The organism is Komagataeibacter sp. FNDCF1 (genome assembly GCF_021295335.1).
In the GTDB taxonomy this organism is placed as follows: domain Bacteria; phylum Pseudomonadota; class Alphaproteobacteria; order Acetobacterales; family Acetobacteraceae; genus Komagataeibacter.
Genome location: NZ_JAIWOT010000001.1, coordinates 1,598,209 through 1,610,976 on the forward strand (window position 1 = coordinate 1,598,209; position 12,768 = coordinate 1,610,976).

The window sequence follows — 12,768 nt, forward strand, 5'->3', positions numbered from 1 at the left end:
ATGCATGCAGCAGGTTTTCCCCCCGGGGGCGGGGTGCTGTGCGGCAGGGTTGGAGGAATGTAGGATGGCACAAAAGTTTCGGGTCGTTATCGTTGGGGGGGGCGTAGCCGGACTGGCGCTGGCTACCCGGCTGGGCAATTCCATCGGCAAGTCGGGGCGTGCGGAAATCACGCTGGTCGACAAGAGCTTCGCCCATGTCTGGAAGCCCATGCTGCACTGCTTTGCCGCAGGCACGGCCGCCAACGAAAATGACCGCATCAGCTTCCTCTCGCAGGCCAGTCGCCACCATTTCGAATTCTGGCCCGGTGAGATCTCGGGCATGGACCGCACGGCCAAGACCATTACACTTGCCCCCGTTGTCGAGCCCACGGGCGAAGTCATACTGGATGAGCGCAAGCTGCAGTATGACGCGCTGGTCCTGTCGATTGGCAGCCGCGCGAATGATTTCGGCACCCCCGGCGTGGCCGAGCACTGCCTGTTCATTGACAACCTTGTCGAGGCCAACGGCTTCAACGAGCGTTTCCGCATGGAACTGCTCAAGGCGTTTGGCAATAACGAGGAACTGGACATCGCCATTGTCGGCGGCGGCGCCACCGGCACGCAGCTTGCGGCCGAACTGCACAAGGCGCTGGATCTTGCCTCGCTCTACAGCTTCGGCAAGAAGCCGCCCAAGCTGAAGATCACCCTGCTTGAGGCAGGGCCGCGCATCCTGCCCGCCTTCCCCGAAGCCGTTTCCGCCGCGGCACAGAAAGAACTGGAAGCAATCGGGGTGACCGTGCAGACATCGGCCATGGTCAGTGGCGCGGATGAAAAGGGTTTCATGCTCAAGGATGGCACGCGCATCCCCGCCACGCTGCGCGTCTGGGCCGCAGGCGTGAAGGCACCCGATGTCACGCGCAAATTCGGTGAGCTGAAGCTTTCACGCTCCGGCCAGCTTGAAGTGCGCCCCACACTGCAGCTGGTAGAAGATGACAACATCTTCGCCATGGGTGACTGCGCCTTCATTGCCGAAAAGCCTGTTGCCCCGACCGCGCAGGCCGCACGCCAGCAGGCGCACCATCTGGCCCGCCATATTCCCGCATGGATCAATGGCCGGCCGCTGCCAGCCTTCGCCTTTCATAACAAGGGCGCGGTGGTGGCACTGGGTGACTATAACGGCTGGGGCACGTTCCCCGGTGGCAAGGTATTCGGTGGTGGCTGGCTGCGTGGCATCAGCGCGCGCATGGTCCATCTCATGCTGTACCGCCAGCACCAGTTCGAACTTTACGGCACGTTCCGTGGCCTGATGTCGTGCTTGGTGGACTGGCTGGATGTATTTGTCCGCCCCTCCGTCCGGCTGGACTGAAGCCGTCTGCCCCGGCTGCGATATGCTTCCGGCGCCCTGCTTCTTCTGTTGCCGCATGCCCCCGGGCATGCGGCATTTTTTATGATAGCCACGTCCTGTCGCCCCACCTGCCTGCATGCCGGGCACGGGGTGTCTGCTTGCCTGTCTGTCAGGCACATGGTTATAACACGGTTCACGATGACAGCAGCGAGGATGAAATGAAAGTCAGCGCACGTAACCAGCTTTCGGGCCGGATCACCAAGATTGTAAAGGGTGCGACGACATCCCACGTCAGCATCGATATCGGCGGCAGTACCATCACGGCTTCCATCACCAATGAAGCGGTGGATGACCTGAATCTCAAGGTCGGCGAGGCCGCCACCGCAATCATCAAGGCATCTGACGTCATGGTGGGTGTCTGAGCACTCCATCCAACCACGCCCGCATCGGGTTCTCGCCTGACAGAACCCGCGCGGGAGCGGCCGGAGCGCCATTGCACGAAATGGCCGCCAGCCCCCTGTAAACAGGGGCTGGTTGACCCGGCGGCATAATCATGCCCGGTGAGCGGAATTCACGCATGACAGAGGATAAAGATCCATGGCTGCCCCCACCTCGCGCCTGACCCCCGCTGACCTGGCACCAGGTGTTGCGTCCCTGCTGGCTGGCGAGACGGACCTGATTGCCAACATGGCGAATATTGCTGCCCTTGTGTATGAGGCCCTGCCGGATGTGAACTGGGCAGGCTTCTATTTGTGGAAGGAAGGCGAACTGGTGCTCGGCCCGTTCCAGGGGCGGGTGGCGTGCACGCGCATCGCAGCAGGCAAAGGCGTATGCGGAACCGCCGCGCGGGACCGGGTAACGCTGGTCGTGCCCGATGTGCACGCCTTTCCCGGCCATATCGCCTGTGACGCGGCATCCGCCTCGGAAATCGTGGTGCCCATACTGGTGGGAGATCGCTTGCTGGGGGTGCTGGATATCGACAGTCCGCGCCGGGAACGCTTCACCCTGGCCGACCAGACCATGGTGGAGGCAATCGTGGCCTTGCTGGTGCGGTCCATTCCCGCATGACGATGGCATCCATGCAACCACGGTAACGACCTGCCAGCATGCCGTTCACTGTAAAAGGGCCGTACCCGCCTGCCCCTATGCCAAAGACGGGGCGGCAGGGCTGCCGAAGCGTATGCACCGGGAAAATCTTTCCGGAATCATGACGAACTGATAGGCTTCACGCCGGAAGCAGAAGAAGCCGTTTTCATCCCGGATGATTTCGGATGTCAGGGATGACAGTTTTTCAGCAAAATCGAACCGGTCCAGCACGCCCCGCCCCAGCATGTCCAGGACGGGATGGAAGGTGTAATTGAAAAATTTTTCCGTCTCGCTATAATGATGCGAGTTCTTCATCTTTTTTTTGTCTTTCCATACATTGTTCCTGTTTTTCATATGTCTGTTCATGGCTGTATTGTAGTCGAACAGCTTGATATGGAAATTGTACAGGTCCGGATCGAATGCAGGTTCCCTGTCAACATAATGAAGCCCTTCGGACCATCGCGTTGGTATCCTGCTGATCAGCGTCTTGCATTCATATGATGTAAAGATGGCATATTTCCGCTGCTCCAGCATGGCCTGGCTGAAATCTATGGGGTATTCACGGTCAAGGGCATGTACGACATTCAGCCCTATGGCCGTCCTGTAATCGGACAGGCCCCTGCGGGCATAATCTTTCAGGTCCTTGTATTTGTCAGGGTCAGCCACCAGAATTTCATCACAATCTGTAATGATGACCGCATCATAACTGCGCAGCAGCAGCGCATGCAGGGACGACAGCACGGCGGATTTGTCGATATCATCAAAGGGCGCGTATGGCAGGTGAATGATGTTGACGCCGCGCAGGTCGACATCGGGCTGCCGGGTGGAGCCCGCGTCAACAATGTAGATATTTTCCCGGCCGCAGGATTCCCCGTAATGGTTCAGCCAGATGCGCAGGTTTATATCTTCATTGAATATATATGTCGCGGCGGCAATCTTCATGACATGTTCCCCCTAATTTTTTCTTTTCACATACCTGTAAAAAACGTCCGTTCCTGTCCGGATTTTATTTAAAATTTACTACCATTTTGCTAAGCCGCTCCCGAACCCGGCGGGAACAGAAAAAATCCCTGAATTTCGTATCGTTACGATGCGTGACCCACCGGTCGCGCAGGATGATGCAGGGCCGGACTTTCCTGAATATTAACGGATATTCCCTATCATCATCCCGCCATGGACTTTCATGAATCATGTCCGGCCGGACGCGACGCTTATGTCATTATCTGTTTTTTACATAGGGTATGTTTCGGATATTTATGATGGATACATCAAACATGGACAGGAAAGAACCTTATGCCCTGATGAGCTTCCATGGTTCCGTCATGGTCATGCGCGACGGCGTCTGCCAGTTACAGGACCCGCGCAACGTAACCCCCGATGACTGCCTGCACATTCAGCCCGAAAACATCCGTCTGGGTAAAACCATCATCAATTCCAGGAGCTTCTCGACGGATTTCCACACCGGCCGCGACACCGTTTCATTTTCCCATGGCGGCACATTCCTGACGGCGGAAGCCGATGGCAGCCTGACCACCACCGCGACCGCATGCCAGGCGTGGGAGCACTTCCGTCTTGTGCCGCTTTCGTCCCTTGTCACGTTCCATGCCGCCATGCAGGCATTCTGGCGGGCGGAGGATGACAGCATCCGGGTCCGTGGCGTGCATATCCATACCCTGCCCGATTTCTGGATACGCTTCGGCCCCTTCCGGTTCCCGCTGGAACAGATTGACCAGGTGATGAAAGACGGGACAGTCACAATCGGGAAATCCCTCTCCGCAACCCCGCATGACCTTGTGTTCCATCATGACACATCGCCTGCCGGCCACACGCCCGTCATCTGGATCAAACCGCTGGGCAATACGGCCAACCGGGCCATGCAGTACCTTGTTGCACGGCACATCCAGCACAGCGTGCCCCATGCGACGATAGAAAACATATTCCTGCCGGAATGGAATATTGATACCCGTACACCGCCGCTTCCGCTTGAAAACGGGTGCCGGCTCGGGTGGGACCGGTTCTGGATCGACATCGCGGGACTGGCGGACTGCCTGCGGCGCGGGGTGATCGAGACGCTTTTCCTGGACAGTTTCAGTTTCAATATCGACCATATCCCCCCGCGTGCCATATGCAGGCGGATCCTGCCTGCCACCACCATGGCGGAAGATGTGGAGGTATTCGGCCCCGATACGATCGTGTGCAACATCCGGGCGGGGGAAGTACTGGAGAACGCCCATCCCGACTATATTGTCCTGCCGCCAGAATATTACAGGCTTGTCGTACAGGACTGTGGTCTGGAACCGGTCTTCTTTGGCCAGCTGGATGACAATGCCTATGTGGACTCCCTCCGCCGGGCCTTCCCCCATGCCCGGTTCATACATGGCCGGGGGCCGGAGCATGATTTTGCCGTACTCCAGCGTGCGGCGAACATTGCCATTTCGGTCAGTACGTTCTCGTGGCTTGCCGCATGGCTGGGATCAGCCCAGAGGGTGTACATGCCGCTGGGGGGCATGTTCAATCCCAACCAGAACAAGCTGCAGAACTTCATGCCACTGGAAGAGCAGGATTTCCGGTTTGTCCTGCTTCCCACCTGTCAGGCAGAAAACCTGTACCGCAACCCGGAGCAATTTTTCCACAAACAGGCGTTCCTGGGGCACAATGCCCGTATCCTGACCCGCGGGCAGGCCAGGAAACTGCTGGACAGAAGCCGCCGGCACTGGCCCCCGCAGCCGCTGGTCTACGGCTTTGATGCCGCCTATTACACGGCGGCGCATCCTGAAGTGCAGGATGAATTACACAACGGCCTGCCCAGCGCACTGGAGCATTACATGCATAATGGCTTCCATCGCGGGTATGCTCCCCATCCGTTCGATGCGACGTTTTACGGCATGACCCATCCGGATGCGGCGCTGGCGGTTGCACAAGGTCATTATGCCTCGCTTCACGAACATTATCAGAAAAAGGGCATCTTCCTGGGTTATGAAGCCTGCCCCGCCGGGAAACGGGACCAGACAGGACAGAACTGATCCCTTTTCGTACCGTGATGTTGGTTGCGTTCCCTGTTGGTGGATGTGCACGGTGTGATGGCATGATGGTCTGGCATCATCCGTGGGATCAGGCAGCGTATTCCCTGCTGAATGGGGCGTCCGGTGGCTGCGGATGCTGCATGAGACCGGACTGGAGCCCCGGGGCCGTCCACCAGCCGTGCCGGCATGTGGGATGAATGCCGTTCTCATTCCGCTTTCCGGTGTGGTCATGTGGAGCCTGCGCCGCCATAATGCCGTCCGACGTTGATGGATCCGTGATGGAGGATGAGCCGACCGGCCCATGCCCGCATGGACAGGGCTGACAGGGAGCGGCAGGCAGGCATGAAAAAACTTTTGCTTCTTAATGGCGGAAAGGCATTTGGCCATTCACATGGGCGGCTGAACGCCACATTGCATGACATCGCTCTCGAACAGCTTTCCCTTGCCGGTTTTGCGCTGCGCGCCACAACCATTGATGCAGGCTATGACGTAGCGCACGAAGTCGACAGCTATCTGTGGGCCGATGCCGTCATTTACCAGTTCCCCGGATGGTGGATGGGTGAACCATGGATTGTAAAACGGTACATGGATGAAGTCCTGACCGCGGGTCATGGCATCCTGTATGCCAATGATGGCCGCTCGCGCGCCCATCCCGAGCGGAAATACGGTTCGGGCGGCCTGTCACAGGGCAAGCGTTACATGATCTCGACCACATGGAACGCCCCGGAAGATGCCTTTACCGATCCCGGCCAGTTTTTTGAAGGCAAGGGCATTGATGGTGTCTTCTTTCCCTTTCACAAGGCGCATGCCTTCCTGGGCATGACGGCACTGCCCACCTTCATGGCCAACAATGTCATCAAGGCCCCGTCGGTCGAGGCAACGACCGCCCGGTACCGTACCCATCTGGCCCAGGTTTTCGGCCAGGCGGAATAGCGGAGCCAGGTCATGGGTCCGGTCCACTGACACAGTGGGTCCATCCCATGAAAGCATGGCTGCGGCGGGCAAAAAACCGGCTGCCCGCACGACTACCAGCGCGGCCGACGCACAACCCGCCGCCAGAGCGTCATCCTGCCGGGTCGTGGTCCGGGGTGTGGAGCATGCGCGGCTTAAGGCTTACATCTGCGCACTTTCACGCAGTCGCGGCAGGTCGATGGTCAGATGATGCATGTCGCGTCGATGGATGATTTTCCTGCGCTCCAGAATACCCAGCGCCCGGCTGACACTTTCGGTTGCAACACCCATGTAATCCGCGATGTCGGGGCGGCTCATGGGCAGTTTCATGATCCGGGTCTGCGGGTCGAAACACCGGCTGTTGCTGCAGCATTCCAGCAGGAAGGCAACCACTTTCGTCACCACGTCATATTTGGCCATCAGGATGATGCGATGCTGCTGCAGGCTGATTTCGGCTGTCGCCCTGAGCAGGAACCTGTTCTGCATGTCCGGCCGCGACAGGAGCAGCGTATGCAGCTTCCCGGTCTGGAAACGCACGATGCTCCCCTGCCCCAGCATATCGGCATTATTGGAATAGCGCCCGTCCCGGGCTATGCCAAACACATCATCTGCCCAGCGGAAGGCCAGTACCTGCCGCTTCCCATCCAGCAGGTCGTGGGATATGCGCACGACGCCATTTTCAACCATGTACATATGGGTACTGGCATCTCCCTGCCGGAAAAGCTTGGTACCCGCCCTGACATCCATGGCTTCACCAATTGCCATGAGCGCGCTTCGATCAGCAGGCGTCAGGGCAAAAATGACTGATGCACTCATTGTTCACTTTCAATCCATGCATTGCGTACGTCACCGGAGCATGTTGCGCGCCATGGAGGTCAGGCTCCCGTTCCCCTGCATGGAACAAGGACCCGCCACAGACCCTTATCCGTTACAAACCCGGCACGATATTGTCCTGCTGGCCCGACCGCCTGGCTCCCCTGTCCTGCTGATGGGTCTGGATGACTGTTTCAAACACGGACCAGCAGGTGTCAAAGAACCGTTCCTTGTCCGCCTCCGTCGCAAATGCGCAACGCCCGACCAGCGCCACGCGGAAGGGCCAGCCGGCGATCATGCCGGTCAGGCCATGGGCCAGATGGTCCAGCCACGCGGCTTCCTCCGGTTTGTCACCCCTGCCCAGCGCCTTGCCCAGCAGGCTTATGATATGTTCGTAGAACGTCCTGCCGATTTCGTCGCCAAGACTGTCCAGCAGGGCGGGAATACGCTGCCCGTCAGCAATCAGCACGCGGTATGTTTCCACCGTTTCCGGGATCAGGGAGAATTCCAGGAACCGCCAGACAAGCTGGCGCAGCGCGAGGACCGGATCGGAGGGGGAAAGCGACGCCTCATGCATCGCATCGACCAGATGCTGGCAGCGTTCCCGCACAACAGCCTTGAACAGTTCTTCCTTCGATGAGTAGCGCCGGTAGATGGTGGCCTTGCTGCATCCCACCATGCGTGCGATCCGCTCCACTGCCGTAGCGGCATAGCCGTCAGCAAGGAAAGCCTGTGTCGCGATGTCGAGCACGGCGCGATCCAGTTCTTCGGTACCTTCGATGGAAGGCCTGCCACAGGACTTGTGAACGGATAGGGCCATCGCTTTTCAAACTCTCCCGGTTTCAACCATTGCAATGATGCATTACGGCTGCACCCTATCCGCCTGCATGTGAAAATGCAGCCGTGAAACCTGTCCCGACAGCTGGGCCCCGTGGCTGCGGCCGGAAAACCGGATATCAACTCCGCGTGCATTTTCCATGACAATGCCAACAGGCCCATGGCCGATCGTGGCCGTGCCACCTATTGTCCAGTAGGTGCCATTAAAATCGCTTACGCGCGCCAGGTTGTGCACACAGCCCTGACCGGACAGGCCCGCGCCACCCAGTGACAGCATGCCCCCGCCCCGCACGGTAAAGGGATAGTCATGCACCCCGTCATGCAGGACGCCCCGCCCCCACACATAGCCGACCATGAAGCTGACCTGCCGGACGGACAGGTCGATGCGTGCATCACCTGCCCCACATTCCGCATATGCCCGGGCCGGATGGGATACGACGCAGGCCCCCAGCGCGAACAGGCCCACCCCCCCGAGGACATGACCCAGAAGATGGCCACGGCACGGAAATACACGGCGGGGCGCGCTGCCTGCCCCGTTGCCACGCCACCAATCCATAATATCCAGCCTGCCCATATGATCCTATTCCGCCAGGACAGCCCATGCTTGCCTGCATCATGTCGCGCCGCCAAAAGAACGGTACGGTATCGTTTTATAAATTGACGTACCGCCTGTCAACGCACACGGCAAAAAACCTTTCCTTGACGGTTCGGCGGCAGGCGTCACGCCCCTGTCCCGTACGGATGTCCGGTTCCATACCGGATCGAGATCATGAGATCTGCCATGCCATTACCCGGGCAGGAGCCGATGGCGGGCAGAATGGGGCGGCACACCGCCCAAACAGAAACGGGCGGCCCTGCAGGCCGCCCGTCCCGAACATGATTGCAGACCGCCTGTCCGCGCCCGGCATCGGGGCGCCAGCGGGTCAGTCGATCGCGCCACGCACTTCCGTCACGCCACTGCGCCTGAGCAGCGCCATGGCCAGAAGGTAGACCACAAGCCCACCGGCCGACAGCAGGGCCCCGCCAATACCCAGCGAACCATAACCAAACCGGTTGGCCAGCAGGAAACTGCCCAGCGACGCCCCGAGTGCATTGGCAATGTTGAATGCGGAGTGGTTGAGCGAGGCCGCCAGCGTCTGGGCATCACCCGCAAAATCCATGAGCCGTGTCTGCAATGCCGGGCCAAGCGCATTCACAAAGGCCGGGACCAGCAGCACATCAATCATGAGCCCCGTCTCGTTATGCAGTACGGCAGGAAAGACAAGCATGACACCTGCACTCCCGGCCAGCGCGACAAGTGCCGCAAGATCGAGATTACGGTCAACCAGCCACGCCCCCGCATTCGCCCCGATCAGCATGCCCGCGCCGCATACGATCATGTACACCATGATCCGCCATTCCGGCACATGCGTGACGTTCTGCAGCACGCTGGTAAGATAGGTATAGATGGCGAACATCCCGCCAAAGCCGATGGCCGCCGTCAGTAATGTAAGCAGGAGCTGGGTATTGGCCAGCGCCCTGATCTCACGCAATGGGGAATTCGCGCGGTTAGGTGTATCGGCCGGTATGAAGCGCCATATGCCCGCCACGGTCACGAAGCCCAGCGCCGCGATGATCAGGTAGGCGATCCGCCAGCCAAAATGGTCGGCGGCAAAGGTTGAAAATGGCGCGCCCACCAGCGTGGAAATGGCGATGCCGGACAGGATGCGCCCCACGGCCCAGCCCCGCCGCGCCCGTTCCACCATGGAAGCCCCCACCAGCGCCGAAATCCCGATCAGGGCGCCATGGGGCAGACCGGTGATGAAGCGGGCGATTTCCACAAGCCCCGGCGTAGGCATGGCCACACTCAGGATATTGGCAAACCCGAACAGCGCGAACAGCAGCAGCAGCAGTTCCCGACGCGACAGCCGCGCCCCCAGGATGGTAATGAGCGGCGCGCCCACCACCACGCCCAGCGCATAGGCGGTAATGGCATGCCCGGCATCGGATGCCGACAGGCCCAGCGATGCCGCGAATTCCGGCAGCATGCCCATAATGGCGAATTCCCCCGTTCCGACCACGAACGTGCCGAAAGTAAGGATGAAAAAAGCGGCGCTACGGCCATGCGGGGGCGTGATGGGCATGGCGCCGCCAGAAGTGGACACGGTTTCTGTCATCTTGAAGGGTCCGGCAGAAGGGAGAAAAACGGGTCAGGCCGACAGCATCGCTGCGGCAGTACGGGCAATATCGATATCATCCTGCGTACTCGCGCCCGAGACACCCATCCCGCCCAGCATTGTGCCATCGGCCGCCCTGAGCACGATGCCACCGCCAAAGCTGGTCAGGCCGCCATTGGTGTTTTCAAGCGTGTAGGCTTCACCGCCGGGGTGGCCGATCCGGGCAAAGTCGGCGCTATCCATCTGGAACAGCACGGCGGTGCGGGCCTTGCGGCTGGCGACATCGATCACGCCCAGCGGCGCGCCATCCATGCGGATGAACGCCACCGGCCAGGCGGCCGCATCAAGGATGGAGATACACACACGCACCCCCCGCCTGCGGGCTTCGTCGAGGGCAGCATCAAGCAGGGTGGTCGCCTGGGAGAGTTTCATGACATGTTTTCCGAACATTCAGGGTCAAAGCCGCAAAATAGCCATGGCCCGGGCCGGACGTAACGCGCCAATGTCCGAAATCCCGATTTATTCAACACTGTTGAATGTGGCCTGCTCCACATGCTTCATCATCATCCATGCCATCCGGACCAGCCGGTAACGCGGCAGGTCCGCCGCAGGGCCGGTCAGGGCGATGCTCGCGCGCACCTCCCCGTTTTCCCGCCATGGCACCGCCACCCCGTGCTCACCAGGGCGATAGGCTTCAATATCCAGGGCGTATCCCCTGATTCTGACCGTCTCGATCTCCTGCAGGACCGCCGCGTCAAGCGCATGGGCGCGGGTTGTGCGCAGCCGCCTGCCCAGGCCGGGCATGAACGCCAGGAAGACAAGCCCCACCGCTGATCCCTCCAGTGCCTCGCGCCGCCGCAGGCGGGATGCGCACACCACCGGGTCGTGCAGGCCCACGATATCCAGATAGACCGCCTCATCCCCGCTGGGCACGCCCAGATAGACGGTTGCCCCGCTTGCATGGGCAATGGCTTCCAGCGTAGGGCGCATGCGGGTGCGCAGCCCGTCGTCATCACCCGCGATGCGCGACAGGTTGAGGATGCGCCCACCCAGATGATAGCGCATGTCCCCCGGCCTGCGCTGCACGTAGCCCAAATGATCAAGGGTGCGCAGGATATTATGGATGGTGGTCTTGCCAATGCCGGAAATGGCGGCGATCTGCCACAGATGCGCGCTGCCACCTTCCTGTGCGATAATTTCCAGAATGGCGGCGGACCGTTCTATGGACTGGATCAGCCTGGGCGTCTTTCCCACGGGCACTCATCTCCCTTCCCCGCATGCATTCTGCCGCGCCGGATTTCACGCAGTCCGGATTCAACATGGCTGGATACACGCATTCACCACCGGGCGCGTCGGCACAAGTGAAAATATCCGCCACTGGGGGCAGGCGTCCATCATGGGGCTTTTGCGATGTGTGATCCGATTGCTGCGGGGAAGGCATGGACACCATGGCGCAGGATTGAGACAAGACAGACCGGACCACGCCCGGGCCACAATGATTTTCTGGAGTTGAGGATGCGCATTCTTGTTACCGGCACGGCCGGGTTCATCGGTTTCCATCTCGCCCGGCGGCTGCTGCGTGACGGCCATGAGGTCACGGGCATAGATGGCCTGACCCCCTATTATGATGTGACGCTGAAGCACAGACGCCATGCCATGCTGCGTGAATGCGCACGCTTCACCTGCAACGAATTCATGCTGGAAGACGCGCAGGCCCTGAACAACGCCTTTACGCAATGCAGGCCGGAACTGGTCATCCATCTCGCGGCGCAGGCGGGCGTACGCTACAGCATCGAGAACCTGGACAGCTATGTCAGCGCCAACCTGGTGGGATCGTATAACGTGCTGGAGCAGGTCCGCCAGCATGGGGTCCCACATTTCATGATTGCGTCCACATCCTCCGTCTACGGGGCGAACCGGGAACTGCCCTTTACGGAATCCCAGCGCTGCGACCATCCGCTCAGCCTTTATGCCGCCACCAAGAAAGCAACCGAGGAACTGGCGCATTCCTATTCCCATATCTGGAAAATTCCGGTCACGGCCTTCCGTTTCTTCACGGTCTATGGCCCATGGGGGCGGCCGGACATGGCGCTGTTCAGGTTTACGGCCAGCACGCTCGCCGGCATGCCGATTGACGTCTACAACCATGGCAGGATGGAGCGTGATTTCACCTATATTGATGACCTGGTGGAAGCGGTCCGCCTGTTATCCGCAAAACCGCCGCTCCGGGCGGGTGAAAGCGACCCGGGCGCAAGCCCCGTGGCGCCCTACCGCGTGGTCAATATCGGCAACAGCCAGCCTGTCAGCCTCATGACGTTCATCCGGGCAATCGAAAAGGCGCTGGGCAGGCCGTGCATCTGCAACTACCTGCCCATGCAGCCCGGTGATATGCCACGCACATGGGCGGACTGCTCGGCCCTGATGGCACTGACCGGTTTCCGTCCCGCAACATCCGTGCAGGACGGGGTGGCTGCTTTCGTGGCGTGGTACAGGGATTATTACGGAATTCCCGCCATCGCCTGATACATGCGCCCCATGCAGGCGGCACCATGCGACCCGCGGCCTGAAATCCGATGAT

General features: G+C 60.0%; 13 protein-coding genes. 6 read left to right on the forward strand and 7 right to left on the reverse strand.

From position 1 onward, the window contains the following. The first annotated feature begins 64 nt into the window (after positions 1-64). The 3 genes from LDL32_RS07570 to LDL32_RS07580 all read left to right on the forward strand — a co-directional run bounded on the left by LDL32_RS07570 (position 65) and on the right by LDL32_RS07580 (position 2,392). On the forward strand, positions 65-1,345 hold the full coding sequence (locus tag LDL32_RS07570) for an NAD(P)/FAD-dependent oxidoreductase (protein WP_233065719.1): 1,281 nt from the start codon (positions 65-67) through the stop codon (positions 1,343-1,345). Positions 1,346-1,542: 197 nt separating this feature from the next. Then, entirely contained in the window at positions 1,543-1,746 is a 204-nt protein-coding gene (locus tag LDL32_RS07575; RefSeq protein WP_233065722.1) for a molybdopterin-binding protein, read from the forward strand. 175 nt (positions 1,747-1,921) lie between these two features. Then, entirely contained in the window at positions 1,922-2,392 is a 471-nt protein-coding gene (locus LDL32_RS07580; protein WP_233065724.1) for a GAF domain-containing protein, read from the forward strand. Positions 2,393-2,467: 75 nt separating this feature from the next. Here the strand turns inward: LDL32_RS07580 and LDL32_RS07585 are convergent, their stop codons facing one another. After that, positions 2,468-3,352 carry a hypothetical protein gene (locus tag LDL32_RS07585; RefSeq protein ID WP_233065726.1) on the reverse strand — a complete coding sequence of 295 codons (885 nt, stop codon included), beginning with the start codon at positions 3,350-3,352 and terminating at the stop codon, positions 2,468-2,470. A 332-nt stretch (positions 3,353-3,684) separates the two neighbouring features. Between LDL32_RS07585 and LDL32_RS07590 the strand changes: the two genes are divergently transcribed. Both LDL32_RS07590 and LDL32_RS07595 read left to right on the forward strand, forming a co-directional pair. Beyond that, positions 3,685-5,433, forward strand: coding sequence for a hypothetical protein (locus tag LDL32_RS07590; protein WP_233065728.1), 1,749 nt, complete (start codon positions 3,685-3,687; stop codon positions 5,431-5,433). Between the two features lie 342 nt (positions 5,434-5,775). Next, entirely contained in the window at positions 5,776-6,366 is a 591-nt protein-coding gene (locus tag LDL32_RS07595) for an NAD(P)H-dependent oxidoreductase (RefSeq protein ID WP_233068770.1), read from the forward strand. A gap of 180 nt (positions 6,367-6,546) precedes the next feature. On the opposite strand, the gene LDL32_RS07600 is transcribed toward LDL32_RS07595, so the two are convergent. The 6 genes from LDL32_RS07600 to LDL32_RS07625 form a co-directional block, all read right to left on the reverse strand. After that, the gene (locus LDL32_RS07600; protein ID WP_233065731.1) at positions 6,547-7,200 is read right to left on the reverse strand and encodes a Crp/Fnr family transcriptional regulator; all 654 of its coding nucleotides are present in this window, start codon (positions 7,198-7,200) and stop codon (positions 6,547-6,549) included. Positions 7,201-7,312: 112 nt separating this feature from the next. Then, positions 7,313-8,017: a TetR/AcrR family transcriptional regulator gene (locus LDL32_RS07605; protein WP_233065733.1), complete on the reverse strand. Its 705-nt coding sequence runs from the start codon at positions 8,015-8,017 to the stop codon at positions 7,313-7,315. A 42-nt stretch (positions 8,018-8,059) separates the two neighbouring features. Continuing rightward, complete coding sequence (locus LDL32_RS07610) at positions 8,060-8,590, reverse strand: hypothetical protein (protein ID WP_233065735.1); 531 nt, start codon at positions 8,588-8,590, stop codon at positions 8,060-8,062. A 367-nt stretch (positions 8,591-8,957) separates the two neighbouring features. After that, on the reverse strand, positions 8,958-10,190 hold the full coding sequence (locus LDL32_RS07615; RefSeq protein ID WP_233065737.1) for an MFS transporter: 1,233 nt from the start codon (positions 10,188-10,190) through the stop codon (positions 8,958-8,960). A gap of 33 nt (positions 10,191-10,223) precedes the next feature. Further along, entirely contained in the window at positions 10,224-10,622 is a 399-nt protein-coding gene (locus LDL32_RS07620; RefSeq protein WP_233065739.1) for a heme-binding protein, read from the reverse strand. An 87-nt stretch (positions 10,623-10,709) separates the two neighbouring features. Further along, positions 10,710-11,444 (reverse strand): IclR family transcriptional regulator, encoded by a 735-nt coding sequence (locus tag LDL32_RS07625; RefSeq protein WP_233065741.1) that lies wholly within the window; start codon positions 11,442-11,444, stop codon positions 10,710-10,712. Between the two features lie 261 nt (positions 11,445-11,705). Here LDL32_RS07625 and LDL32_RS07630 point away from each other — a divergent pair, with 261 nt between their 5' ends. Then, on the forward strand, positions 11,706-12,713 hold the full coding sequence (locus LDL32_RS07630; RefSeq protein WP_233065743.1) for an NAD-dependent epimerase: 1,008 nt from the start codon (positions 11,706-11,708) through the stop codon (positions 12,711-12,713). Positions 12,714-12,768: the final 55 nt, after the last annotated feature.